General features: G+C 58.6%; 24 protein-coding genes. 16 read left to right on the forward strand and 8 right to left on the reverse strand.

Translation table 11 applies throughout. The annotated features are described in order from the left end of the window. Positions 1-18: 18 nt before the first annotated feature. Positions 19-390 (reverse strand): NADPH-dependent FMN reductase family protein, encoded by a 372-nt coding sequence (locus tag THIVI_RS00585; RefSeq protein ID WP_052314926.1) that lies wholly within the window; start codon positions 388-390, stop codon positions 19-21. A 322-nt stretch (positions 391-712) separates the two neighbouring features. On the opposite strand from THIVI_RS00585, the gene THIVI_RS00590 reads away from it, so the two are divergent. The 13 genes from THIVI_RS00590 (at position 713) to THIVI_RS00640 (ending at position 13,550) form a co-directional block, all read left to right on the forward strand. Then, the gene (locus tag THIVI_RS00590; protein WP_014776705.1) at positions 713-1,096 is read left to right on the forward strand and encodes a type II secretion system protein GspG; all 384 of its coding nucleotides are present in this window, start codon (positions 713-715) and stop codon (positions 1,094-1,096) included. 229 nt (positions 1,097-1,325) lie between these two features. Next, positions 1,326-1,889, forward strand: a complete 564-nt coding sequence (locus THIVI_RS00595) for a hypothetical protein (protein WP_014776706.1) — start codon at positions 1,326-1,328, stop codon at positions 1,887-1,889. Between the two features lie 38 nt (positions 1,890-1,927). Beyond that, positions 1,928-2,809 (forward strand): ABC transporter permease, encoded by an 882-nt coding sequence (locus tag THIVI_RS00600; protein ID WP_014776707.1) that lies wholly within the window; start codon positions 1,928-1,930, stop codon positions 2,807-2,809. After that, entirely contained in the window at positions 2,810-3,109 is a 300-nt protein-coding gene (locus tag THIVI_RS00605; protein ID WP_041446749.1) for a DUF4351 domain-containing protein, read from the forward strand. Positions 3,110-3,307: 198 nt separating this feature from the next. Further along, positions 3,308-3,550 (forward strand): CopG family ribbon-helix-helix protein, encoded by a 243-nt coding sequence (locus THIVI_RS00610; protein ID WP_014776708.1) that lies wholly within the window; start codon positions 3,308-3,310, stop codon positions 3,548-3,550. Beyond that, positions 3,535-3,873 (forward strand): type II toxin-antitoxin system PemK/MazF family toxin, encoded by a 339-nt coding sequence (locus tag THIVI_RS00615; RefSeq protein WP_014776709.1) that lies wholly within the window; start codon positions 3,535-3,537, stop codon positions 3,871-3,873. Before THIVI_RS00610 ends, THIVI_RS00615 begins: the two co-directional genes overlap by 16 nt. Before the next feature lie 532 nt (positions 3,874-4,405). Next, entirely contained in the window at positions 4,406-5,629 is a 1,224-nt protein-coding gene (locus THIVI_RS24355) for an ABC transporter ATP-binding protein (RefSeq protein WP_014776710.1), read from the forward strand. A 45-nt stretch (positions 5,630-5,674) separates the two neighbouring features. After that, a complete protein-coding gene (locus tag THIVI_RS23205) occupies positions 5,675-6,325 on the forward strand; it encodes a class I SAM-dependent methyltransferase (protein WP_014776711.1) in 651 nt (216 codons plus the stop codon). A gap of 11 nt (positions 6,326-6,336) precedes the next feature. Continuing rightward, positions 6,337-7,557, forward strand: a complete 1,221-nt coding sequence (locus tag THIVI_RS24360; protein WP_014776712.1) for a hypothetical protein — start codon at positions 6,337-6,339, stop codon at positions 7,555-7,557. Positions 7,558-7,596: 39 nt separating this feature from the next. Then, the gene (locus THIVI_RS23210) at positions 7,597-8,853 is read left to right on the forward strand and encodes a glycosyltransferase (RefSeq protein WP_014776713.1); all 1,257 of its coding nucleotides are present in this window, start codon (positions 7,597-7,599) and stop codon (positions 8,851-8,853) included. Further along, positions 8,840-11,248, forward strand: coding sequence for an HAD family hydrolase (locus THIVI_RS24365; protein ID WP_014776714.1), 2,409 nt, complete (start codon positions 8,840-8,842; stop codon positions 11,246-11,248). Before THIVI_RS23210 ends, THIVI_RS24365 begins: the two co-directional genes overlap by 14 nt. Before the next feature lie 44 nt (positions 11,249-11,292). Then, complete coding sequence (locus THIVI_RS00635) at positions 11,293-12,606, forward strand: hypothetical protein (protein WP_157174328.1); 1,314 nt, start codon at positions 11,293-11,295, stop codon at positions 12,604-12,606. Then, positions 12,606-13,550 carry a glycosyltransferase family 2 protein gene (locus THIVI_RS00640; protein WP_014776716.1) on the forward strand — a complete coding sequence of 315 codons (945 nt, stop codon included), beginning with the start codon at positions 12,606-12,608 and terminating at the stop codon, positions 13,548-13,550. Before THIVI_RS00635 ends, THIVI_RS00640 begins: the two co-directional genes overlap by 1 nt. 633 nt (positions 13,551-14,183) lie before the next feature. On the opposite strand, the gene THIVI_RS23220 is transcribed toward THIVI_RS00640, so the two are convergent. Together THIVI_RS23220 and THIVI_RS00655 are read right to left on the reverse strand one after the other, a co-directional pair. Then, positions 14,184-14,618, reverse strand: coding sequence for a PD-(D/E)XK nuclease family transposase (locus THIVI_RS23220; RefSeq protein ID WP_083845648.1), 435 nt, complete (start codon positions 14,616-14,618; stop codon positions 14,184-14,186). A gap of 18 nt (positions 14,619-14,636) precedes the next feature. Continuing rightward, positions 14,637-16,061, reverse strand: a complete 1,425-nt coding sequence (locus THIVI_RS00655; protein ID WP_014776719.1) for a protoporphyrinogen/coproporphyrinogen oxidase — start codon at positions 16,059-16,061, stop codon at positions 14,637-14,639. A gap of 131 nt (positions 16,062-16,192) precedes the next feature. Here THIVI_RS00655 and THIVI_RS00660 point away from each other — a divergent pair, with 131 nt between their 5' ends. Further along, on the forward strand, positions 16,193-17,332 hold the full coding sequence (locus THIVI_RS00660) for a glycosyltransferase family 4 protein (protein ID WP_014776720.1): 1,140 nt from the start codon (positions 16,193-16,195) through the stop codon (positions 17,330-17,332). Positions 17,333-17,341: 9 nt separating this feature from the next. On the opposite strand, the gene THIVI_RS25025 is transcribed toward THIVI_RS00660, so the two are convergent. The 5 genes from THIVI_RS25025 to THIVI_RS00680 all read right to left on the reverse strand — a co-directional run bounded on the left by THIVI_RS25025 (position 17,342) and on the right by THIVI_RS00680 (position 23,137). Next, positions 17,342-17,797, reverse strand: coding sequence for a hypothetical protein (locus THIVI_RS25025; protein ID WP_169315556.1), 456 nt, complete (start codon positions 17,795-17,797; stop codon positions 17,342-17,344). Next, positions 17,794-19,125: a glycosyltransferase family 4 protein gene (locus tag THIVI_RS00665; protein ID WP_245537338.1), complete on the reverse strand. Its 1,332-nt coding sequence runs from the start codon at positions 19,123-19,125 to the stop codon at positions 17,794-17,796. Before THIVI_RS00665 ends, THIVI_RS25025 begins: the two co-directional genes overlap by 4 nt. A gap of 56 nt (positions 19,126-19,181) precedes the next feature. Then, positions 19,182-20,084 carry a glycosyltransferase family 2 protein gene (locus THIVI_RS00670; RefSeq protein WP_014776722.1) on the reverse strand — a complete coding sequence of 301 codons (903 nt, stop codon included), beginning with the start codon at positions 20,082-20,084 and terminating at the stop codon, positions 19,182-19,184. Positions 20,085-20,287: 203 nt separating this feature from the next. Continuing rightward, positions 20,288-21,058, reverse strand: coding sequence for a hypothetical protein (locus THIVI_RS00675; protein ID WP_014776723.1), 771 nt, complete (start codon positions 21,056-21,058; stop codon positions 20,288-20,290). Between the two features lie 3 nt (positions 21,059-21,061). Continuing rightward, positions 21,062-23,137 carry a tetratricopeptide repeat protein gene (locus tag THIVI_RS00680; RefSeq protein ID WP_014776724.1) on the reverse strand — a complete coding sequence of 692 codons (2,076 nt, stop codon included), beginning with the start codon at positions 23,135-23,137 and terminating at the stop codon, positions 21,062-21,064. A 396-nt stretch (positions 23,138-23,533) separates the two neighbouring features. On the opposite strand from THIVI_RS00680, the gene THIVI_RS00685 reads away from it, so the two are divergent. Together THIVI_RS00685 and THIVI_RS00690 are read left to right on the forward strand one after the other, a co-directional pair. Beyond that, on the forward strand, positions 23,534-24,799 hold the full coding sequence (locus THIVI_RS00685) for a Rid family hydrolase (protein WP_014776725.1): 1,266 nt from the start codon (positions 23,534-23,536) through the stop codon (positions 24,797-24,799). 138 nt (positions 24,800-24,937) lie between these two features. Continuing rightward, the gene (locus tag THIVI_RS00690; RefSeq protein WP_245537339.1) at positions 24,938-26,119 is read left to right on the forward strand and encodes an imelysin family protein; all 1,182 of its coding nucleotides are present in this window, start codon (positions 24,938-24,940) and stop codon (positions 26,117-26,119) included. Positions 26,120-26,130 lie beyond the last annotated feature (11 nt).

Here is a 26,130-nt window from a genome sequence, read left to right on the forward strand (position 1 = left end):
CCCGGACAAGGATCGAGATCAACCGACGGCGTCGGCTTCCTCCCGCGCCGGAATCCTCGGCCCAATGACGGACAGCATCGCTGGCGCGATCCGCTCGATCCAGGCATCCAGGCGCGATTCCGTCAGATCGAACTGATTGTCCTCGTCCAGTACCAGACCGCAGAAAAAGCCCTGGCCGCGGTCGGACTTGGATGCATCGAAGTCATACCCCTCGGTCGGCCAGTCCCCCACCACATGCGCGCCGCGCGCTTCCAACTCCTCGCACAGCAGACCCAGGGCATCCGCGAGTTCATGCGGATAGCCCGATTGATCGCCCAGCCCGAACAGCGCGCCCGTTTTGCCCCGGACGCCATCCTTGCTCGTTTCGCTCAGGGCGCAAGGATCCGGCATCGCGCACACCCGACGGGCAGACGCGACGCGCGGATCCGCCGCGCGGGATATTGAAGAAAACGTCGACGTGACCCTTTCCCTGGCGGAAAGGCGCCGCGTGCGGATGCGGCACTGATGAAGGCTCGGTTGCGGAGGTCAGCGACAGGAAGTATATTGGTAATCATTCCTATTAGCGGCAGGGCTGGCGCGCGACGGAATGCTGTCCGCGTATCAATCGCGGAAAATGCCCTTGGACGGTCGCCCACGCCCCTCGTCACGGCCATCTCCGGTGCTCCGCGTCATCGATCACGTCTCAACCGGGCCTCATGAACGGAGTTGCAGGATGAATCATCTGGGTTTGGGCGTCACGATGCTCATCGGGTCCGTCTCGGCCATATCGCTGGACGTGCCGGAGCAATTTCTGACGATCCTTGAGGAAACCCTGCTCGCGGCCCAGCAGGCTGTCACGGCGGGCGATCTGCATTCCATGTCCGTGATGCTGGATGCGGGTTATGTGATGGATCGGCGATTGCCGGACGAGGCGGGATTCGATGCCTGGCTGAACCGGGCCTTCAAGGAGAACAGCATCAAGGATCTGGCCCTGGACCATTGGGGACATCATTATATCTACCAACTCTCGGAAAACAAACGCACCTACTCCTTACGCAGCGTCGGCCCGGACGGGATCGCCGGCACGGTGGACGACCTGACGATCCATGGTCCCTGAGCGGCGTCCGGCATGACGGATGTCGGTCCCTTTGGCGCGCGGCGCGTGCCGGTCGCCCGCCAAGACCGACGCCTCGGTGCCATTGAGGAAAAGACCCGTCCAGGCCTTCCCGATCTGGTCCGCCGCACGACCGGCCATGCCCCGAGCGAGGACGGGACGCCCGCGCTCCCAAGGTGGTCAAGGGCGGCGGACATTCAACTTGAGATGAAGACTATTAGAGCAGCTACACATGAAGAGCACCTACCGTAGGAAATACCTGGTCGACAGCGGCTATCAGCTCACCCAGGCCGGCGTCGTGGTGGCCGCCAACCTCCTGGTCGCGCTCCTGATGGCGGCGCTCCTGTCCTGGTTCTACCTGTTGGAATGGGATGGCGCGATCGCCTACGATCACAACCGGCGCATTCCCATCTACATCCTGACGCTGATCCTGATCGTCATGTTGAGCGCGATGCTCCTGAGTCTGCGGCGCAGCCGCATGGTCGCCGGCATGCTGAAAAAGCTGCATCGGATCCTGGACGACGCGGGGGCGGGGGTGCTTCCAGAGCGGGAAGTCGACTTCAGACGCTCGGACTATTTCCGCGAATTGGCCGCCCCCCTGAATCGCTGCCTGGAACGGTTGAAGGCGCTGGAGTGCGCGGAAGACGCGGCGCTCCTGGCGGCGCTGAGAGGAGTCGTCGCGCGGGGCGAGTCGCGCGGGACGCCCGACGCGCAACTGCTCGACGAGATCAAGACGATCGTCAGCCGCTTCGACCGCCCTTCCGAGCCGGCCCTGGCGACGCCCGAAGCGTCTTGACCGCATCCTGCCCCATAACCGCCAACCAGGTGCCACCCATGCCGCTCCAGATGACCGCCGATCACGACCCGTCGCCCCTGCCGGTGACCCTCTACACCCCCGACAGCCGGCTCCAGCACCCCGGCCGCCTGCTGCGCGAGATGTTCCGCGATCTCGCCGCCGGGCGCGAACTGGCCTGGCGGCTCGCCGTGCGCGACATCAGCGCCCAATACCGTCAGGCCGTGTTCGGCCTCCTCTGGGCCTTCATCCTGCCGCTCGCCAACACCCTCACCTGGATCTTCCTCAGCGCCAGCGGCGTCGTCGCCGTCGGCGACACGGCGCTGCCCTATCCAGTCTACGTCTTCACCGGCGCCATGCTCTGGGCCATCTTCATGGACGCCCTCAACGCCCCGCTGCAACAGACCGCGGCCGCCAAATCCATGCTGGCCAAGCTCAACTTCCCGCGCGAGGCCCTGATCGTCTCCGGCATCTACCAGACGCTCTTCAACGCCGGCATCAAGATTGCCCTGCTGCTCCCGGCACTGCTCTGGCTCGGCGTCTATCCCGACTGGAGCCTGCTGCTCTTTCCGCTCGGCGTCCTCTCGCTGATCCTGGTCGGCACCGCCGTCGGACTGCTGCTCACCCCCGTCGGCATCCTCTACAGCGACATCGGCCGCGGACTGCCGCTGGTCATGCAGTTCCTCATGTACATCACCCCGGTTGTCTTCCCCATGCCCAAGGAAGGCTTGGCCGCGACCCTCTTCAACCTCAACCCGCTCACCCCGCTCATCGTCACCGCTCGCGACTGGCTCACGGGACTTCCGCCCGAGTTGCTCGGTGCCTTCGTGACCGTGAACCTGCTCGCCCTCGTTTTGCTGCTCATGGTCTGGGTGGTCTATCGACTCGCCATGCCCATTCTGATTGAGCGCATGAGTGCCTGATTGAACATCGAAGAGGCGCAGCAGATGCAGTACGTCACCACCGCCGAGCGGATCGGCATCAAAAAAGGCATTCAGCAGGGCATCGAGCAGGGCATTGAGCAGGGCATTGAGCAGGGCATTGAGCAGGGCATCCCGCGCGGAGAGTCACGCCTGCTGCGGCGTCAGTTAGCGCGCCGCTTTGGCCCGCTGCCGGAGTGGGTCGAGGCGCGTCTGACGCAGGCGAGCACATCGGAACTGGAGACCTGGGGCGAGCGTTTGCTCGACGCCGCGACCCTCGATGCGGTCTTCCGCGCCGGATGATTGCTCCCCTGCGCGACAGCACGGCCATTCCGCGAAGCCGTTCGTGGTTCGAGGGCCTCACCACGAACGGCTTCGCGGAATGGCCGTGTAGGTACGCATCGCGCACCTTTCACCTAAAACGTTAACCGCCTCGCCTCGCCTTGCCACTGCGCCAACCCGCAAGTATGATGTTTTGTCATACCAAAGAGGGTCGCTGTCATGAGTCAGAGGAAGGTCGCAATAACCATTGAGGATGGTGTTCTTGCCAAAGTCGATGCCCTGGTCAGACGCAAGGTATTTAGCAATCGTAGCCGCGCCATCCAAGAGGCTGTTCTCGAAAAGCTGGAGCGGCTTGAGCGGAACCGCCTCGCGGAGGAGTGTGCCAAACTGGATCCTGCCTTTGAGAGGGCCATGGCTGACGAAGGATTGTCTCAGGAGCTGGACGCATGGCCAAAATATTGAGAGGCGAGATTCGCTGGGCTGATCTCAATCCGACCATTGGGCGCGAGCAATCCGGTGAGCGGCCGGTTCTCATTCTGAGCCAAGACATTTTCAATGAGCGCTCTGGCACAGTCATGGCAATGGCGCTGACTAGCCAAGAGCAGCGCGCAGGCTTCCCGTTGACACACGAGATTCTTGCTTCCAGGCCGCCAAAGCGGTCGTGGGCCAAGATCAGTCAGATTCGGACACTATCGACTGAGCGCATCGGAAAGAAAATTGATCGCCTCAGTCCAGACGAGCTTGCCCATGTCATCGAAGGGCTGAATGAGATTATCGGTGGTTAACGGCGTTAGCCGGGTAGCCGGGTAGGGTACGCATCGCGTACCTGACGCCCTTGCAAACGGCACGGACGCTGCCTGGATCAACGGATCGTTTGATTCAACCGCGGCGCTTCTTCATGGAACGCGGCGGTTTTGCGGCCTTGGCGGAACGGTACGCGATGCGTACCCGACGAAGCTGGCGCCGGCCATCGAACGCGCCATCGCGCGCAATCGCACGCGGATATGTGCGCCGTCACCGTGACGCTCCCGCCTGGAAATTCCCTCGTACCGCGCCAGCGCCGCCTGGCGGCGAGATAAGCCTTCACTTTGCAGATAAGATCCATTATCATCCGCAACCGGTGATGTGCAGCGATCCTCTCGCCCCCATCCCGCCGGTCGAGCCGCGCCCCTGCAACGGCGCGCTCGACCGGACGCGATGGGGCAGCGTCTATTCCGAGCGCCCATCACCGACAGCGGCCGCGCGGGATCGGGAAGACGGCACGTCGGACACAGCCGCGCCTTCACCCTTAATCCTTCACCTTTGATCCTTCACCTGATGCCCGAAACCCTCATCACCGTCGACAACGTCTCTAAGAAATTCTGCCGCAGCCTCAAGAAATCGCTGTGGTACGGCATGCAGGATCTCGGTAACGAACTGCGCGGACGGCGTCACGGCGGCGATGGCGAACTGCGTCCCGACGAATTCTGGGCGGTCAAGGATGTCAGCTTCGAGCTGAAGCGGGGGGAGTGTCTGGGGCTGATCGGGCGAAATGGGGCGGGCAAGACAACGCTGTTGCGGATGCTCAATGGGCTGATCAAGCCGGACCGGGGGCGGATCGAGATGCGTGGGCGGGTGGGTGCTTTGATTGCGTTGGGGGCAGGGTTTAATCCGGTGTTGACGGGGCGGGAGAACCTCTATGTAAATGCGTCCATTCTCGGTTTCAGCAAACAGGAAATTGATGCCAGGTTTGACGATATCGTCGAGTTTGCTGGCATTGAAGAATTTATTGACACACCAGTACAAAATTATTCTAGCGGGATGGCTGTCCGCCTTGGTTTTTCCGTTGCCGCTCATCTGAACCCAGATATTCTCATCGTCGATGAAGTGTTGGCGGTTGGAGATGTTGGGTTTCGGATGCGCTGCTTTGAACATATGCTTCAGTTGAAAAAAAAGGGGGTTGTTATCGTCTTTGTTACTCATAGCATGATAGAGCTTCCACGTATCTGCGAAAGGGCGATCGTTGTTACAGGTGGGCAAATAGTATTTGAAGGTCTAGTAGAAGTTGCGATTGGCATCTATGAGAAAGATGTACTAGAAGCATCATGTGAAAAGCCGCATTCTGAATCTCCCGCATGGATTGAATCCGCATCATTAATTGATGAGTCCGGCCGTCCTAAATGCAGTTTTCATACAGGAGAAAACATCGTTATCGATATCCGTCTCAGAAGCCGAATATTTGTAGAAAATGCTCGGCTCATCGTTCACATTAATTCAGCGACTACCGGAATACTAGGATCTTTTTCCTCTTATCATAAGGGGCTTCCAATTAAAGTTGATAACTCTGGAACTCAAATTATTTTAACGATTAGATCTATTCCGCTGTTGATAGGAGGTTATAGTTTTAATTTCAGTCTTTATGGTCCTGGTGTATCTGACTACTGGCATCAACAAATTAATGTCGCCCGTTTCCATATAGACGCCCCTCCAATCGATACGCTTGGATATGGATTGTGTCATTCAATTGCATTTGATCATGAATGGTCGAGCGGAATTGGCTGAGCAGGCAAAGAACATATATGTTAATAGCTGGCCAGGATTAGCAAAGTGAAATTTCATAGAAGCGCAAGGCGCTTTATCAATTCTTTTGGTTACTACCGAGTTTCACCGGACAACTTAATAGAGTTGATTTGTAGTCAACTCAAATATAAATATTCAGAAGATACAGAGTTATTCAATGATTCTGGGCCTGGCCGTTTGGCATTTCCTGATTTGATTCCTTGTGATGCTGTAGGTATCGAGCTTGGTGTAGCCGAAGGGTATTTTTCAGATGCCATACTTGCATCTCAAAAAGTTGTAAGACTTTATTCAGTCGATTGCTGGGCGGACCATCATGATAGTGCTGAATATATTCGCGCTGTTGCAAGGCTTTCAAAATACGGTACTCGCAGTGTTGTGATGCGTTCATTTTTTGATGACGCTCTTCCTTTATTTTCCGACGGTTTCTTTGATTTTATTTATATTGATGCTTATGCCCATACTGGGCAGCAAGATGGCGATATATTAAATAAGTGGTACCCAAAAATTAAAGATGGCGGGATCTTTTCTGGCCATGATTATGATTCGCAGGAATGGCCAAAAACAGTAGAAGTTGTTGATCGATTTGCTCGCGCAACTGGCAATACCATATTGCTATTACCAGGTGTTAATTCATGTAATCCAGAAGACAAATATCCAAGCTGGTATTTTGTTAAATAGCTTATTTTTCCATGAATAAAATGAATATTTCTGTTATCGGCACACAAAGTCATGAGGGTATAATCTGTGGAGATGCTTTTAATATTATAGGTACGGATCCCGTTTATTATTACCCGGGATCGCTTGAACAACTTTCAAGCGATAGGCCAGATGCAGTCATCCTTTCTAGAGAGTGGAATCCTGATATACGATTAGCCGCTGCGGAACTCAGGCGACAAAATATACCTATTATCTATGTTATGGATGGTGTTATCGAATGGTCATACATTTGGAATAATCAAAGTTTTGTTTTGCCTCACGGGACGGTATTGCAACCTTTAATAGCGAACTATCTGTGCGTTATAGGCAGGCATCCAGCGAGAATACTCGCTTCACTTGGGCTTGCTGATCGAATCAATATTGTTGGGCTCCCGCGACTGGATGGCATAGATCGCTACAGATGCCAGATCGCAGGAAATAAACCAAAAATAGTCATTGCAACTGCAAAAACCTACTCTCACAATCTGGAGCATAAGCTGGCGGTAAAAAGAGCGGTAATGGACTTGAAGTTGTTTTTTGATGAAAATCAATGGATGGAATCTGTGTGGCGTATTTCACATGAGTTAGCTGACGAACTCGGAATTTGTCCTCAAACGGAAGGGAGTATGGTAGACGTATTAAGGGACGCCGCTGGATTATTGTCTTTCACATCAACTTCGCTTTTGGAGGCGATGTTGTTAGGGTTGCCAACCGCACAAGTCGATTATCGTTCAGTACCAATCTATGTGCAGACAGCTTGGGAAATACGATGCGCTGATCATATTGAATCCGTTATACAAGAGCTTCTATACCCTCCGGATCACAAGCTGGCATATCAGGCTCATTGTCTTGAGGACGAACTTGAATTCGGCTCTGCTTCTCAAAGACTTGCGGATGTTATATTAAGGGCAGTTATGGAAAAAAAGAACATGAATTCACCTGCACCGATGCGCGATCCCTGTGGTCAACTTGATTATAGACTCTATCATTCGCAACTAAGTGCGTTCGCCATGTCTCCTAAATCATTATTACAATATGAGCTAGATGCTTCACACAAAGCATTGCTCGAAACGCGAATTAAACTGGAAGAAACACGGCACATGCTAGAAGATCATCAGCAGAAACTGCGCAGGATCATTTCGCATATTGTTTTAGGCCCTATTGTTCGCATTTGGGCTCGGATAATTAATCCTAATCTTTTTGTTCACAAATAATAATCTTTTCTGATTGTTCGACAATCACAAGAGCGGAATATGCAAATCGCGCAGATTAGTAAGGCGGATAGCGCCGGAGGTGGCGCAAGTCGCGTTGCAGAAGACTTGACAATACTTATGAATAAATCAGGACATTGCGCGACTCACTATGTTTCTTACTCGTCGAAAGGGTATAACCAGCAGCGTCAACCGCTCTACGGATCAAATCCATTTATCAATAGGAATACAAGGCGCGCCCATCATCTTCTACGGAGAGTTGGTCTTTCCGAACTTGTGCCATTAGAACTGCCAGCTTTGTTAGCCGGAAACATCAAAAGCTTTGATATTCTGCATTTTCATGACTTATCGTCGGCAATGTCGCCATTGACGCTCGCCTGGTTGTCACGCACCATGCCGGTGGTATGGACTGTTCATGATTGCTCTCCGTTTACAGGTGGATGTCTTTATCCCATGGATTGTGAAGGTTATAAGTCTCGATGTGGTTCCTGCCCACAGATAGGCTCATGGCCTTTGGATTCTGTTGTTGACGGGACACGTCTTTCCCGCGCTTTGAAGCGGCGTATTCATCGAACAGGTCGGGTGCAGTGTGTGACTCCGTCGAAATGGATGGCGCAGATGGCGATGGCGAGCGGTCTGCTTTCCACAGAGCCAATGGTCATAACGAATGGTGTGGATACCGAAACCTATAAGCCGGCCGCCAATTTTTCGGAGCTTCGGAGGCGTTTAGGATTGCGTGATGATGTACCGATTCTATTGGTGTCGGCGGGGCATATCCGTGACCCAAGAAAAGGTATTCAACTTGCGTTAGAGGCTGTGCGGGCGATCGATAGAGAGTTCCGTCCAGTTGTTTTAGCGATGGGCGCAATGCACAGGGACGACGAAGGTTTGTTTCAGGGTTTACGCTGGTTTTCGACTGGTTATATTTCGGATCCTGCACAGGCTGCGCAGTATTATGCCTGTGCCGATTTTTTTCTTTTTTGCTCGCTTGCGGATAATCAGCCGTTAGCCGTCCTGGAATCCATGTCCTGCGGTACGCCAGTCATTGGTTTTGCTTGCGGTGGTATCCCTGAATTAGTAATAGACAATGTATGCGGTAAACTGGTGCCGCCTGAAGATATGACTTCGCTAATCGAAGTGATGCGCTTTGTTTTGAGAGAGAGAATCGCGACTGACTTGGGGCGCGCAGCGCGCAAAAGGATAGAGTCGTATCATTCTCAGGAAGTACATTTGGCCGCACACTTAGAATTGTATGACGCTATCTTAAGCAGGCAGGAAATTGCTCATGTCTCGTATTAGGCTAAAGCAGATCGCGAATTTTAAGCAACTAGACAAAGAGCTGTTTGGCTCGTCGCTATTGCGGAACACGGATGTTGTTGCATTCGATGTATTTGACACTCTGCTGTTTAGAAGATGTGATGCTGATGATGTTCAGTTGGGTGTCGCTAGGGCACTTGGTCATTCTCTCGGTAATGATGAATCATCAGATATCGCTATACTGAGGGTGCGCGAACAGGCGTATTTTGATGCAGCTGCCGAAAATGAATTCAAAGGTTTTGACAAAGATGCCCACCTGGACGACATCAATCTAGCCTGGGTGAAGCGATTAGCACCTAATGAACCGGGTCGCTGGTCGGACTTGGCGGCTGTCGCACGCGAGTCAAAGATTCGATATGAACATTGGGCGTGTTTCCCAAATCCAGCCACCGTTCCGATATTGCAGCGTCTTGCAGGCACTGGCAAGCGGGCGGTGTTCGTTTCTGATATGTATCTTGGTGAAGCAATTGTCTCCGACTTGCTGACGGCTAATGGTTTGCGCCAGTTCTTCTCGGCTGGATACGTGTCAGGAGACATTGCACTCACCAAAAGTTCGGGGCGCTTGTTCCAGCATGTCTTAGAAAAGGAGGGAATCGATGGTAGCCGGATGCTGCACATTGGAGATAACCCCCATGCAGACGGGCGACGCGCCATCGAACATGGCATTAAAGCAATTGTCGTTCGGGAGCGCGACATCCCGCTCAAGCGGATGCGATTCGACCACAATTATGCGCTTCAAGATCGGCGGTGGTTGGGATACAACGCCGCCAGTTTCGCATCCGCCGCATCGCTACAGCAGGTCGAACCGGAGCTTCATACGATAGGCCGTGATGTACTTGGCCCTCCATTTTCTGCATTCATCCATGGACTTGCCGAATACTGCATGCGTATCCGTCCGGATGCAGTGTATTTTCTATCCAGAGAAGGGCTACTGCTCAAAGATCTTTACGATCAGCTAATCGCAACTTTGCAGCTTCCACTGCCTTCCGGTGGTTATCTTTGTACATCACGTTTGAATGCAGCCGTTGCAGCTATGCGCAGTTTTGGCTGGCGCGAGATTACGCTAAAACTTGGCTCTCATAATAAACCTACCGTTTCTTCTATTTTCTCTCCGTTAGGTTTTTCGCGAGATGAATTAGCGTCTATTGCGGGCAAATGCGGCATTAGCGATATTGATCAGAAATTTATAATTGATTCTCCAACTATTGCTCGTTTGGTTGCTCACCCGATACTGCAGGATCGGGCAATTCGGTTAGGTCAAAATGCGCGCAACGCCTTGCATGAGTATCTCGAAAAGCGGGGATTTTTTAATGCAAGGAGTGTTGTGCTTGTCGATGTCGGTTGGGCAGGTCAGATTCAAGAAGGACTTAAAATCGCACTTTCAGATAGTCCTGCTCCCATAATCAATGTTTATTATCTGGGTGCTAACCAGCTTGCTGGTGAGCGGAGAAGGTCAGGATTGAATATCCGTGCGTATCTTGCTGATATGGAGCAGTACGATTGGTTAGGTTCCGCAACATTTGAATTTGTTGAACTGTTTGAAATACCAAGCCGAGCGCTGCATGGGACTGTCTTAGGGCACAACCAGGGTGAACCGTTATTCGCGTCTGAAGATAGTGCTGAACGTACACCAGAACATTCTGACGAACCGCGTATAGCTTTGCTGCAAGAAGGTATATGTGAGTACATGTTGCACTATGCCAGATATGCGGCAATAACGAAAACCTCAGCGGATCATGCTAAGACTTATGCAATAAATATTGTTGCGCGTATTGTGCGCTTCCCTAGACGGTCTGAACTTTTTTTCTTTTCTTCATTAAACCATATTGCTAACTTTGGTAGCAGCGAACACTTGCAACTTGCTAAAGTATCTTCGATATTATCGGGCAAGAAATTTCTTGATGCAGTTAATAACTCTCATTGGCGGCAGGGTGCAGCTGCATTAGGACTTGGCCGCTTTGGCGCTTTGTTGCTATCTTTGTTTCAGGCGCCAAGGATATCTAGGACGCTCCCTTCACAGATCGAAGAACAACGGATACATGACGGAGCAAGCATAGCCGCCTGGAATCCTTTTAGCCCACTCCCTCATGGTTTTGAAACGGATGTGCGGAATCGCTCATTTGTGTTGCTTGAGCAAGGTCGCGAGGCATCTCTTCACAAAACCTATCGAAGTCCTTTGACTCCTTTTGAATTAGCCATGCTTCACCTGGGGCTTCGGGCAACGAATTTATATCTCTCAGTAAAAAAGCTGAATCAGTTTCCGGCTGACCTGCTTCCTTTGCGCGCCTGGCTATGGCGCGAGATATATATCCGGCTGCCGGTCCATGGGAAGTTCGGGCGTTTACTTCGACGCGTAAAGCGATGGATCACCGCATGACCTGTCTTTTTTGATCGGGAGCACCTATGCGGAATACAGTCCAATTGATTACGCAATGGACAAATATTGCCACGGTTACGGAAGAAGTAATCGCTCCGATTTTGACCGCCTACGTCGCCTGGATATTACAGCACGCCCGTCGACATCAGATCGAACGGCTGTATTTCGTCTCGCGGGACGGTCAGATTCTTCAATTGATCGCATCCGTGCTGCGTCGGGATGGCGATCCGGAATGCCGGTATCTATACGGATCCAGACAGGCTTGGTTTCTGCCGTCGGTTCGGAATCTCGATGAAGAATCACTGAAATGGGCTTGGATGAAAGGCTTGTCGCGGTCGGGGCGCGACATTCTGCGGCGATTGGAAATCGACGAAGAACCTGTCTTGTCCATTCTGGCGCATGAAGGTTTTGATGAAGCAAGCCTGGCGCGGCAACTGGATGAAAATGAACTTGAGCGCATCAAGGCTTTGATTAGAAAAGAGCCGATTGCATCGCTACTTTTAAGGAAGGCAGAAACCAGACGGATGCTTCTGTTGGAGTACCTGAGACAGGAGGACTGTCTTGATGGGGCGAATTGGGCGCTGGTTGATATTGGTTGGAAGCTGAACTGTCAACATTCCTTGTCTCGCGTTATGAAATATACAGAGGCGATTCCTGATGTCACTGGTTATTATTTCGGTGTTTCATCTGATCATGCTCCATTGGAACAGGCTGGTGCTGTCTATCCTTTTATTTCTCACAGCAGATCTCGGCTGCGCAGTACGCTAAAGGCAGACTGGATCTTCAAGCGCTCGACGGTCGCTGTCATCGAGAATTTTTTCGTCATTTCCGATTATGCCTCAGTGTGTGGTTATCGTCGCATCAGTTCGCGTGTCGAGCCAATTTTTAAAGACGCTGTCGAAAAGCGTGAAGGTGGGTCGCTTGCTAGGATCGTTCACGCGACGGTTTTGGCTTATGTAAATGAGTTGGCGAGTACCAGAAGTGTGGATCCGGAATCCGAAGATTTTCAGCGTCGATCCATCATGATGATGAAACGGTTTTGTCTGTATCCGAAGCCTATCGACGTGATGGGGATTGCCTTATTGCCCATCAACGACGATCAAACGCACGGTGAAGAGCATTGGAATCAGCTTGCTGTCCGGATAGATATGCGATTGTTTCTCAGGGTTGTTGGTGATTATCTGACTGGGCGCTCGGAGGACAGCGATCAGCTTAGGTTTTCATGGGTGGGAGGCTCGGCCGCGATTTCGAGTTGGCCTGTTCGGATCGTTATCATATCGGGTAGCGCGTTGAGCAGAACCTTCGATTCGTTGCGCATCTGGTTGGATCGCTCGTTGAAATGGACTAGGACCAAATAATGACATTGCAGAGTTCCTTTGGTGATTTAGGATGCGTTATCGTCACCCGCAATCGTTTCCAGCTTTTGCAGCGCTGCCTTCACGGTCTGCTGAATCAAACACGGCTCCCCGAAACCCTGATCGTCGTCGATAACGGCTCGGCGGATGACACGTCCTCGCTCTTCCAGACTGGTCCCTTCTCTGCTGATCCGCGCATCGACTATGTGCGGCTTGAGGGCAATTCCGGCGGTGCTGGTGGTTTCCATACTGGTATCGCCCGCGCGATGGAGCAGGGTTGCGACTGGATCTTCGTGATGGATGACGATGGTTGCCCCGCGCCTGATGCCCTGGAACGTCTGATGGCGGTCGATCCGAACCCGGCGGCGATTCATGCGGCGGCGGCGCTGGTCGATTCGGGCGACCCGCGCGAGTTCGTGTGGCCGGCGGCTCTGGTTGCAGGGGATGACAAGGACAAAATCCTGATGCGGGTCGATGAACTGACCGGGCCGGTGGTGCCGGTGGTGAATGCGCCCTTCATCGGGATGCTGTTCCACCGTACCCTGATCGAGCGGATCGGCCTGCCTGAAAAGGATTTTTTCGTCAGCTTCGAGGATGGCGAGATGTGCGCCCGCGCCTGGGCTCGGGCCAGCGGGGTACGTTTGGTGCCCTCGGCCGTGGTCCGTCATCCGCGCATCGAGCGGCGCTGTTTTCAAGTGGGTCGGCGGAAATTCTGCGTGATCGCCCTGGCGCCCTGGCGGCGCTATTACGACACCCGCAATCGGTTGGTGATCGCGAAGTGGCATTTTGGGCATTGGCTGTGGACCGAGGCGCTGCCCGGCACCCTGCTGCGCTGGCTGATGACGCTGGCGGTGCAGCCGAATCGACGGGCGCAGTCGGCGGCCTTCGCGCGCGGGATCTTCGATGGCCTGACCGGGCGGCTGGGGATGCGTTGGGCGCCGCCGTGATGCTTTCGGCAAAATCGAAACAAGCCGGGTAGCCGGGTAGATATACCGTCTTGGAATCACAGGCATGCATGATTATTTTTGGTCGCAACGATGCGTCTGACTGAAGACCAGAAGCAAATAATCCGCAATGCGGGGCTGCGACATTTTCGAGTCGTCCCTCGATTATTCGGCTCTCGGCTGGATGATCATCTTCACGGCGGGGATATTGATCTCTTTATTCCGGGGAACTGGTCCGCCGATGAGCTTGTCACTCGGCGTTTGCGTTTCTGTGCGGAATTACGACGTGAACTCGGCGATCGGAAAATCGATGTCGTGGTGGGAACAAGCACGCCATCTGCGATTCAAGAGCATGCAAGACAGACGGGGGAACCGATATGAGGCCGCTGGCGGAACTGTTCGACGAGTGCGACCGTCATCTCCAGGCGCTTGAAGAAGCCGTGCAGCGCTGTCCGCAACCCTTGACGAAGGAGCGCTTTGCGACCCCCCTCTCGCACCTGTTTCAAATTCCGCTGGATGGTGCGCTGCCAGCGCAGTTTATCCAGGCGCGACCTGTGGAGAAAACGAGCGCGCTCTTCCTCGGTAAATCCGAACGGAGTCTTCATGGCCTGCCGGTGCGCGACCGCCCGCGTGGCGTCAACCTTCGTTTCGCCGGCTCAGTAGCGCCTGGAGCCGCGCAACTTCGGCTAGGGCCTCTTCTTTGGCCTGGCGCTCGGCCTCTTTGGCTTGGAGCGCCTCTTCCTTGGCCTGGCGCCCCGCATCGGCCTCCGCGCGTTTCTCATCCAGCGCCCGCTGGACAGCGCGCTGCAGGCGCAATGCCTCCTGGCGTGACTGGTAGCGGTGGTAGTCGCGTTCTTTCTCGGAAAAGCCGTTCAGGGTGCTCATGGCGTGCCTCATGATGGGATGCTGCATCCAGTCGGGAAGACGGGCGGGGTCGAGATGTTCGCCGTCCTTGAGGAATTTTAGCCAGCGCTCGGTCTCGGTGGAGACCTGCTGGACATGGAATTTGCCCAGTTCGAAAAGTCGGATTGAGCCGTGGTCGATGAGCGTCCGCCCCTGCTCGTCGCGCAGACAGTAGCGGTGGGGGCACTACCTCTTTTCCATCCACTCCGGATAAGGCCAGACATTGTAGCGGCCGTTGACCAGGTTCGGCTGGAACAAGGTCAGCTCCTCGCGGCCGTTCACCAGCCGTTCGGCGATCTCGACGCCCTGCATCAGCGAGTGATCCTGATTGCTCACCTCGTAGGTCCAGGCACCGAAGCGTCCGCGCGCGTAGAGGTCGCGCGCTTCGAGCGCGGGTAGCACGTCACGCAGGATGGCATCGCGCTCGACCGATGGCGTGGGGTAGCCGTGATGGAGGCGCCGATGCCAGCGGCTGAGGATCGGATCTTCCTCGCCGATCAGATGCGTGGCGCGCATCCCTCGGATGGCATCCGCGACGACGCGCTCCGCATCGACGGGCTTGCAGGGGCTTTCGGAGACCTCGGCCATGAGCGACCAGGTGGCGCCGGGTTCGGGGACGTTGTTGGGGCTGTAGTTGCTGAAAACGGTGACGCGGTAGAAGGGGCAGTCGTCCTCGGGGAAGTACATCCAGCACTTGGTGCGCAACGCTTCCGGCGGCTGGCCGCGTAACCCGATGCCGACGACATGGACGCTGGAGTATTTGAGTCGGGCGGTCCGTTCGATCAGGGCCGGATCGCCGACGAGCTGGCAAAGGCGGTCGAGCGGGAGGGTGCTGATGAGTTGGTCGTAGCTGAAGCAGGCGCCGCTGGCCGTGGTGGCGTGGCGACGCTCGGCATCGAGGGCGACGATGCCGTCGCCGAAGTGTTTATGCCGCTCCGGAATATGCGCGGCCAGACCGTCCCAGATGGCGCCGGTGCCGCCGTGCAGCGGGAAGCGGAAGGTGTTGTTCGGACCCCAGCTCAGGTTGTCTTCATCCAGGCAGATGGACTTGAGCACGGCGCGCAGATCGGGAACCGCGACCCGTTCGCCGACCCAGTGCGCGTTCATCATCGCCGGCGGATAGGCCCAGACCTTGAAGTTGTAGGGCAGAAGGAAGATGTCCGCCATGCCCTGGCCGAAGGTGCGCAGGATCCATTGCTCGAAGTCCGCCGGGCGCTCGCCAGACGCGCTTTCCGCCGCCGCCATCAGACCCTGCACACAGCTCCACATCTCCGGGCCGGGGAGACGGTGCAGGTTGTATTGGAAGGGGTAGGGCACGAAGCGCTCGCGCATCCACACCCAGCTTTCGCGCTGGTGGTCGATCCAACCCTCCCGACCCAGCGCCAGTTCCATGTAGCGGTCGAACGTCTGGTAGTGCGAGAACTGGACATGGCCGCCCAGATCCCAGGTGAATCCCTGATCGTCGACTAAGGAGGCCGCAAGACCGCCCGCCTGGCCTGCCGCCTCGATCAACAGAAAATCGGTCCCGTCGAGTTCGAGCAGGCGCAATGCCGCGCCCAGGCCGGTCGGGCCGGCGCCCAGAATGAGAAAGCGATGATGTTCGGATGGCATTTTGATTCCAAATGAGAGAGGTTGGCGTCTATTGTGTTAGTCTATTGAAAGTCGGTATTTCGATGTGTCCGCGTCGAATTGATCCGATGAATGTTGAGCGTCATGTGTTATTGAATTAAGGGTGTTTTGCCATGCGTATTGGTGTCCTTTGGAAGCGCCGCTATATGGGACATGACGTGATTGCCGATCGTTATGCGCGGCTGTATGAACTACCATCCGGACTGGCGGAATCGGGGCATGCGGTACGGGTGTTCTGTCTCGCTTATCGTCGGACTAGTCCGGTGCGGCGTGTCGATGCGATTGCCGCGCCGGGCGAATTGACCTGGCAGGGTTACAATGCCGGTCCATTCGTGATTGGCGGTCTTCCCGGTTACCGGCGCGTGGTGATTACGGAACTGCACGCCTTCAAACCCGATGTGCTGCTCGGCGGATCCGATGCCCTGCATGTCGTGCTGACCCATTCTTTCGCCAGTCGTTTATCCATTCCTTACGTCATCGATCTCTACGACAATTTCGAGAGCTTCGGCCTGACCCGTTTGCCCGGACTGCTCCCGCTCTACCGGCGCGCGCTGCGGCAGGCGCGCGCCATCAGTGCGGTCAGCGCTTCGCTCGCGGACTATGTTCGGGAGTTGGCGCCGGGTGTGCTGGCGATCGCCCTGGAGAGCACCATTGACCCACGGGTCTTCGTGCCCTCTGATCGGCGGGCCGCGCGCGATCTGCTCGGGTTGCCTGCCGATGGTCGGCTGATCGGCGTCTGCGGCGGGCTTGATCGCAGTCGGGGCATCGGGTTGGTCTATCGCGCCTTTTTGCAACTCGCCGCATCCGATCCGACCCTGCATCTCGTTCTGGCCGGCGACCCCGATCCGCATGAGCCGCCGCCGGATCACCCGCGTCTGCTAAAGCTCGGCCGCATCCCGCACGAACGGATGCCGAATTTCTACAGCGCGCTCGATCTGGCCCTGGTCCCGATGCTCGACACGCCTTTCGGTCGCTATGCCTTCCCGCAGAAGTCCTACGAGATCATGGGCTGCCGCACCCCGATCCTGGCCGCGCGGGTCGGTGCACTGGCACAGACGCTGGCGAACTATCCCGATTGCCTCTATGCTCCCGATGACCAGGCCGAACTCGAAACACGGATTCGCGGTCAGTTGACAGCGCCTGTGATCCCGCAGATCGAGATTCCAAGCTGGCGGGAGCAGGCGGTGAGGCTAGAGGGGGTGTTGGCTGATGCCTGCGGGCGTTTTGGGGGTAGGCGAGCCTGTATTTCGTGAAGGGATCATTTAGGGCGTGTCATCAATTGTATTCGCGTGGGATGACCGCCGCCCCGCCAATGCTCCAAGGCTGGGATCGATGCGCTCGACGCGAGTGTTGCGCGGCATCCTTGTAGGGGCGAATTCATTCGCCCCTACAGCCGGGTACGCATCGCGTACCTTACGCCCTCGCAATCGGCACGGACGCTGCTTGGATAAACGGATCGCTTGCTTCAACCGCCGCGCTTCCTCACGGAACGCGGCGGTTTTTGATGCCTTGGCGGAACGGTACGCGATGCGTACCCTATGAAACTCGGGATGCGTGGCGAAGTAATGAGCGATGCCGCCACAGCCGGTTCCGACTTCGAGCAGAGTCAGCGGCTGTCGACGGCTTGCCAAGTATAGGAGTTGCTCTATCTTCCGTGCCTTCTTGTGGCGCGATGACAGGTCGGTGAAGGCATGGGGTTGGCGTTTAAGGTCGCTCAACGTCGAACCCCGCTACGATCCATTAGCTCTCTGAAAAGATCTCCGAATGCCCTGGCGCTCGCTGCACGCGAGAAATTCGTCGCGGCGTGACGCTGCGCCTCGTTGGCGAGGGATCGGGCCTGGGTCGGTTCGGCGACCAGACGACGAATGGCCTCGGCGATCTGTTCGGGAGCACGCTCGTCGATCAACAATCCGGTGCGCTCGTGGATCACGGCATCGGGGATGCCGCCCAGCCGGGTGGCGATGACCGGGGTTCCGGCGATCATGGCCTCGATGATGGTGAGTCCCTGCGCTTCGACCCAGCCGTTCGGTGCGCGACGCGATGGCGCGACGAAGTAATCGGCGGCGCTCATCCAGGCGCCGATTTCGGCGCGCTCGACCCAGCCGGGGAAGAGGATGTGCTCACCGAGCCCCAGCGTCGCGGCCAGTCGCTCCAATTCGGGGGCTTCCGGTCCCGCGCCAATGATCAGAGCGGTGACGTTCGGCAGTTCGGCGCGTAGCAGCGCAACCGCCCGAATCAGATCCTCCGGTCCTTTCTCATCGATGATTCGTCCCACGAAGGCCAGCAGTGGGCCATTGCCCCGGCGATAACGCGCCCGGATTTCGACGGATTGTTGGCGCTCGGCATGGGTGGGCGGGTTGGTCGCGACACCCATGGGAATGCGCATGAGTTGCGCCGGTTGAGGCGCCAGTTCGAGCAGGGCGGATTGGGTATAGCGGCTATTGACGGTGACGGCGTCGGCGTGACGGATCACCATCCGTTTGAAACCTTGTAGCAGGCGTCCCGACAGACCGAAGAGATCTCCGCCATGGACGGTATTGACGTGCGGCAGGCCGCCGATCCGCTGCGACAGGATGCCGACGAACCCTTGCGGCAGCATCCAGTGGGTGTGCAGCACGTCATAGCGCCGGGTGGCGAGCCGGCGCGCGACGGCCGCCCATTCGGCGGCCACCAGGGCCGGCAGCTTGAGCTTGTCGAGTGGACGCTTGCGCAGATTGACGAGCGCCCCGCCCTGATAGCAGACGGTTTCGAGCGATGCGGGCCAGAGATAGCGGAAGCGTTCGACATTGACCCCGTCGAGCCTTTCCGACACGGCGGCATTTGGAGCATGGGGCGCGAGCACGTCAACCTGCCAGCCGAGCGACTGAAGGTCTTGCGCCAGATTCAACACGAAAGGGGTGGTGTTGTCGCCAGTCCAGCGCGGGAAGCTCGATGTGACGCATAGCACCCGGCCAGTCTTTTGCTCGTTCCCGCGCTTCCGCGTGGGAATGCCGTCGTACCGCTCCAGCGGTGCCTGTCGGGGACGCGACGCGGGAGCGTCGCGCACTGCTCCCACGCGGGAGCGTGGGAGCAAGAGGCGTTTTGTGTCGGGCTTTTTCGCCATCACCGATCCGCTTCCCGATAGCTGGTCGCCGTAATCTGTTCCGACACCAATCCCATCATCAGGACGATGACCGCCGCGCTGAAGAGCAGGGCGCTCATGTTGGTGAAGCGGTGCATGGTGATGAAGGTATTCAGGTAATTCGCGGCGCCGGCCAGGAAGAACGCCAGGCTCACCGGGAAGAACAGCTTCAGCGGCGAGTAGAGCGTCGCGACCTTGAAGATGATGAGCAGGAAGCGGATGCCGTCCTTAATAGGGCGGATGTGGCTGCCGCGGGCGCTGCCGCGCCGGGCGGTGACGATGGGGACATAGTCGATCGGGTTGCCGGAGCGGAAGAAGGCCATGGTGATGGTGGTCGGGTAGGAGAAGCCGTTGGGCAACAGGTAGAGAAAACGCCGGAAGGGCTCGGCGCGCGCGGCGCGGAAACCGGAGGTGAGATCCCGCACCCTGAAGCCGGTCATGAGGCTGGCGAACCAGTTGTAGAAGCCGTTGGCGATGCGGCGTCCTGGGCTGGCCTGCGAGTCCTTGCCGCGCGCGCCGACGGCCATGTCGTAGCCGGCCTCCAGGCGGGCGAGCAGGCGGGGGATGTCCGCCGGGTCGTGCTGGCCGTCGGCGTCCATGAAGATCAGAACGTCCCCCCGCGCGGCGCGCGCGCCGGACTTGACCGAGGCGCCATTGCCCAGGCTGTAGGGATGAGTGATGACGCGCGCGCCCCGCTCGCGGGCGATGTCGGGCGTGCCGTCGGTCGAGCCGTCGTCGACCACCAACAGTTCGGCGTGCGGATAGAACTTGGCGATGCTGTCGAGCAGGGGGCCGATGGTCGGTGCCTCGTTCTTCGCGGGCAGGATGATCGACAGCGAGACTTCCCGTGTGTCTGGTGTCGATTCATGAGTGGCGTGTTTCATGGGTTCACGAGTTCATGGTTTAGGGGTTAATGCGATTTCCGCGAAAATCTTGTCCGTAGGAGCCCGCTTGCGGGCGACGTGATCCGTCAAGATGCCTTTCGTGCGCCAAGATGCCTTTCTTGCGATTACCGTCGCCCGCAAGCGGGCTCCTACGGGGGGCTAGACATTTCCGAAACATGCGCATGCCATTCGCTTCATCACACCTACAGCTTCAAGAGCCCCCGGCTGGTGACGAGCAGTTCGCGGTAGCCGAACACGGCGCTCAGGTGATGCAGCAGGGCGTGGCCGCCCTGGTCGCGCCAAAGCGTTTCCAGTTGTTCGTTGAGCGCGGCGTAGTGGGCGTCGGTCCCGCGCGGGAGCTTGCCGGATTGGCCAAGTTCGCGGATGAGTTCCAGCCAGAGCTGGCTGGCGCCCAGGATGAAGTGCGGCCAGGCGCGCTGCATCTCGGGGGGCCAGGCGGGGTCGGAGGTGTCGCCGATGCCGGGTCGCTGGGGCTGGGCGGGATCGTCGTGACTGACCTGGAGCAGGGTGCCCTTGCGCAGCAGGCACGCGACTTGCGGGTCGGCGTCGATCCGCGCCTGGATGCGTCGCGCCATCGCAGGCGTGGCGCGGTAGATGAAGCTGAACTGACGTCCGGCGGCGTCGCGCGCGGCGCGGCGGTGGAAGCGCCAGAGCGGGATGCGGTCGCGCTCGGTTTCCAGGATGGGGCGGATGACGAGATCCGCGAGCAGCAGGTCCGGGTGCCAGGGGGCGGGCTCGCCGTCCGGCCAGGCGAGGCGGAAGCGGCTGTACCACCAGTAAATCTGACCGCCCTCGGGTGGCGGTGCCACTTCGGTCCCCGGTGCCGGCTTCCGGGCTTCGAGCGCGGGGGATGTCGTGGTCGCGCAGCCGGCGAGCAGGAGCAGGACGCCGAACAGCAGGACGGCGGACGCACCGAACGGACGGCGGGGCAGGGCGGTGACCGGGCCGCGCATCCTTCAGCCCGCCCGATCCGCGAGCGCGCGTTCGATCAGCGGCAGCAGACCCTTGGGGTCGGCAATGAAGACCGGACCATGATTGGCCTGGATGCTTGCCAGGCGCCCGAGCAGTGACTCCCAGGTGCGGTCCTGCCGGATCGCCTGGAGCCGGCGCGCGGCTCGGCGTAGCGCCGCCTCGTCGTTGTTCAGATCGGCGAGCTTCAGGAGGGCGAGATTGGCCTCGATGTCATTGGGGTTGGTATCGGCGACGGAGCGCCAGTAGCGCCCCGCCTCGGCGTATTCGCCGAGTCGCAGGTGCGCCTCGCCCAGGATCTTCCGGGCGTACTCGTGAGTCGGATCGCGCGCGAGGGTCTTGTCGGCCGCCGCGATGGCGGCCGGGTAATCCGCCAGCTTGAAGAGGACGGTGCCGTAGAGCGAGAGCAGGCCGGGATCGTCGGGCAGTTGCGCGAGTCCCGCTTCCACGACCGGCTTGGCCGCGTCCAGTTCGCCAAGGCCCATCAGCGAAACGATCAGTCCAATCCGATATTTCATGTTGCCCGGATCGATCTCGACGGCTTGGGCGTAATACTCCCTGGCTTTATCGAGCTTGCGGTCGCGCAGGTAGCCGTTGCCTAGATTGCCGAGCGGCACGGCGCGCAGGTGCGGACGGTGGTAGCTGTCCGCCGCGAGCGCGGCTTCGTAGGTCTCGCGCGCCTTCTCGGGCATGTTCATGAGCGAGTACACCTGACCCAGATTGGTGTAGACCCGGCTCTGCCCCGGCGCCTTGGCGAGGTTGTCGGTCCAGACCAGGATCGGATGCGCGAAGATGGCGTTGCGATCCATGACGGTGTAGCCCTGGAGAACGAGGAAGGCGGCGACGCCGAACGCGACCGCGCCGCGCGCCGCAGGCCTGGCGAGCGTCCGGCCGAGCCAGAGGATGCCGATCGCGGCGAGCGGGTAGAGCATCATGGAGGGTAAATAGTTGCGGTGCTCGTAGGCCAGTTCGAGCGGGATGATCGTGCTCTCGATGGCGTGATTGATAAGGAAGAAGATCAGCGCGAAGGCGATCAGGGGACGTTTATCGGCCAGGTAGAGACCGAGCCCGAGCCAGCCGGTCCAGAAGAGGATGGCGGGCAGCGTGGTCCAGGGGTTCCAGAGGGAGGTCGAGACCTGGATGTCGTGGATCAGGGCAAAGATGGCCGGGATCGGCACCAGCATCTGCGTGAGATAGAGCAGCAGCACGCGCGGCTCGGTGAGCAGGCGCTCCAGCAGCGTGAAGGGGCGGTGGTCGTAGCCCGCGAAGATCTTCGCCGGATCGATCAGCATCAGCGTGAGGATCGCCAGGACGGCGAGCGGAATGGCGGCGAGCTTGAGCTGACGCTTCAGCGCCACCCGGTCGACCTCGCGGATCAGCAGCACGTCATACAGATAGATCGCCAGCGGCAACATGGCCGCGTTTTCCTTGGTGGCCAGCGAGAGCAGACCCGACAGGACGCAGAGCGCGAGCCAAAGCCACCGGCGGCGCCAGTCCGGCGTGAGCTGGGCGAACAGGTAGCAGAGCATGGAGAACAGGAAGAAGAAGGCCGCCATCGAAGCCATGCGCTGCACGATGACGGTGACGGCGGTCACCTGAATCGGACTGGTCGCCCACAGCAGGGCGCCGAGGAAGGCGATGGCCTTGGCGCGCTCCGCGTAACGGCTCTGGAGCATGGGCAGTTGCAGCGTCTTGAGCAGGAAGACATAGAGCGTCAGCGCGGTCAGGGCGTGGATGGTGACGTTGACCAGGTGATAGCCGAGTACGTCCAGGCCGTGGAAGTAGTGGTTGAGTCCGAAGCTCAGGTAGGCCAGCGGTCGGTTGATGTCGTCACGGGTGCCGATGAAGGTGCCCGAGAGGCTGGTCCAGTCCAGACTGCTCAGATGCAGTCGGGGATTGTCAACGATGTTCGGCAGGTCGTCGAAGATCCAGGAGGCATCCAGGCTGTTGACATAGACCAGCGCGACCAGGCAGAGGAGCACGGACACCAGGAATCCATGGGTGCGCTGGGCAAGGAATTGATCGAGGCTATCGAAGGGGGGCGTAAATCGGCTCAGGCGCATCGGGGGCTCGGTTAGAAATCGGGCGGTATTCGCCGTTAAAGTTAACGTAAACTATTCCTATCCGCAATATTTATATGGGTTGACGAGTCCAGCTAATTTGGCGCCATCCGTAGGAGCCCGCTTGCGGGCGACATGCGCTGCCACTCGCCTTTGGCCTGCAAACGCCATCGCCCGGATGCAAACCCGTAGGCCCGCAAGTCGCCCGCAAGCGGGCTCCTACGTCAAAATGAGAATTACGGCGACGAGCCGCCTTACTTGCAAACGCTAAACGATCTCGTTAACATCTCTGCCTTGTTTGACCCTCGCGGATGCCCCTTTTCCCTCGCCGATGACGGCGTTGAGCGCGCTGGCGCGATGCCCTGAGGGTCAGAGGCGAGTCCATATCGAGCCCAGACTATGAACGAGAGTGACGTGGAAAGATCGGATAGCGGCGGTCATCAAGGTTGCGGCCCGAGTTGCCGGTGCGCATCATTTGATCGGAGGGAGGGCGATGCGTTCCAGCGTCGGCATACCGATGCGCGCGCTTCCGAGGTCGATGTCAGCGTTTCCGTTTTTCAGCCGAGGCCGGGGGCGGCCGCCGAAATTAATCTGACCCTCACGGTCGCGGTGCCCCTGAACATCGACGAACAGTTGCAGCGGCTTTCCCGCGCTTATGACGAGACCCTCTCCGGCGCCGGAACGGACCGCTCCTCGGCGGTCTTCCGGCGTCTCTTCTGCAGCGATCCGGCCAATCAGGCGGAGGCATTGCACGCGAGCGGTCTACTGGGCGACGACTGCGCCGTCTCGCTGGTCGGTCAGGCACCCGCCGGACCGGGCAAGGTTGCGCTCTGGGCCTATCATCTGGTCGATCCGGCGGGGCCGCTCGACAGCTCGCGCGAGGGGGCGACCTTCGCGCTGCGCCGCGATTCGCTCGTTCACTATTGGACCACCGGGCTCACGGACATCAATGGTTCCGACTCCTACGCTCAGTCGGAGCGTCTGTTAAACGCCTATCTCGGCGAACTGCGATCCCGCGGGCTGTCCCTGGCCGACCACCTGATGCGCACCTGGTTCTTCGTGCGCGACGTGGACGTGAATTACCAGGGGCTGGTGAAGGCGCGACGCGAGCTGTTCGATGCGCATGGCCTGACGGCCGACACGCACTACACGGCCAGTTCCGGCATCGGCGCCGATGCGCCCGACACTCAGGCCCTGGTTCTGCTGGACGCCTGGGCCATCTCCGGTCTTCGGTCGGAGCAGGTGCGTTACCTCAAGGCGCTCGATCACCTGAGCCCGACCAATGTCTATGGCGTGACCTTCGAGCGCGGGACGGCCATCCGCTACCGCGACCGCGCGCATCTCATCATCTCCGGCACCGCCAGCATCGACGCGAGCGGCCAGATCCTTCATCTCGGCGATGTGGATCGACAGTTGGCGCGGACCCTGGAGAACGTCGAGGCGTTGCTCGCCGAAGGGGGCGCCACATCAGCGGATATGTGTCACTGGCTCGTTTATCTGCGCGACGACAGCGACGAGCCGAGGGTGCGTGCGCAGATGCGCGGGCGCTACGGATCCGCGCCCATGGTCTTCGTGCGGGCTCCCGTGTGTCGGCCCGGTTGGCTAGTGGAGGTCGAAGGGATCGCGGCCATCCCCGACGACGCCCCCGAGCTGCCGGCGTTCTGATTCCCGTCAGTCTTTGCAGCGCCCCTGGATGCGGTCTTCGCGCATGGCCCCGGCGGCGACAGGCTGCGCCAGCCTTGGCCGCGCGGGCTCTTTCTGGTCACAACCAAGCACTGAATTATGACGTCGAACCTCAGAAATTTGCTGTACCTGCTGATCCTGGTCTGTCTGGTCAGCGGTGTCGTGCTGTTCGCCAAGCCTGGCGCGAGCATCCGGGAATTCCTGGTGCAGCGTAGCGTCGAGCGCGCGGTCGAAGACTACGCGGAAAGGAATATCGTCGCCACGCTCGCGCGCCTGGTCGCGAATGTCGAGGCGCTGGACGTTGCCGTGCGCCGGCTGCGCGACGCGCCGACCGACGCCAAGGTCGCGGCGGCGGCTTCCGCCTGGCGAACCGCCCGCGCCACCGCTCAGTTGACGACTGCCTTCGGATTTGGCCCGGCGGCGCATTACAACTTCGACAAGCAGCTCAATACCTGGCCGCTGGACCGACCGCTGGTCGATCACACCCTGGCGGAAATGGCGGTCGGCCGGCTCAAGCTGAACGCGGTTTATCTGCGCAACCAGGTCTATTCCACGCGGCGCGGCTTCCTGGCGGCCGAATATCTGCTGTTCCGCGACGGCCAACCGCGTCCGGCGGCGGATCTGCGGGCGTTCGAGCTGGACTACCTGGCGGTGACCGTTGAGGTCATGCGCCTGGAGGCCACGGATTTCCTCGCCGCCTGGATCGGCACCGACGCCCTGCCGGCCCACCAGGCTCAGGCACTCGCCGCGGCGGGCATCGCGCTAAGAAAGGCGTATGCGGACGAATTCACACGCCCCGGCCATTTCGCCAGCCGCTACCCATCTCTCTCGGCCCCGTTGCAGGAGATCATGCAGGACGCGATTACGGTGGTCGAGGAACTGTGCCCGGCGATCGACGAGGTGCTGGGCTCGGCCGACCCGCGCGCCAGCGAGACCTGGTACAGCTTTAACGGTCTGGCCGATCTCCAGGGGACGCTCCGGAGTCTGGAAAACGCCTATCTCGGCGGACTGGAGGGCAAGCGCGGTCATTCGATGTCGGATCTGGTGGCTGGCATGAACGAGGTGCTGGACCGGCGCATCCGCATCGCGCTGGCGGACACGGCCTACCGGATCGCCGCAGTCGGCGATCCCTACCGCGCGTCCGCGGATGGCGAAGGCCGGGAACTGGAGGTGCGACGGGCCGTCTCCGCCTGCGCGAAGCTGGTCGCGCGCGTCGATCTCGCCGTGCCCCTGATCACCATGCATCCCAGCACACTCCCCTGGGCGATCTATGGGGTCTATGAGATGCCATCCATGCTGTGAGGCCGGCGCGC

Source organism: Thiocystis violascens DSM 198, assembly GCF_000227745.2.
GTDB lineage: Bacteria > Pseudomonadota > Gammaproteobacteria > Chromatiales > Chromatiaceae > Chromatium > Chromatium violascens.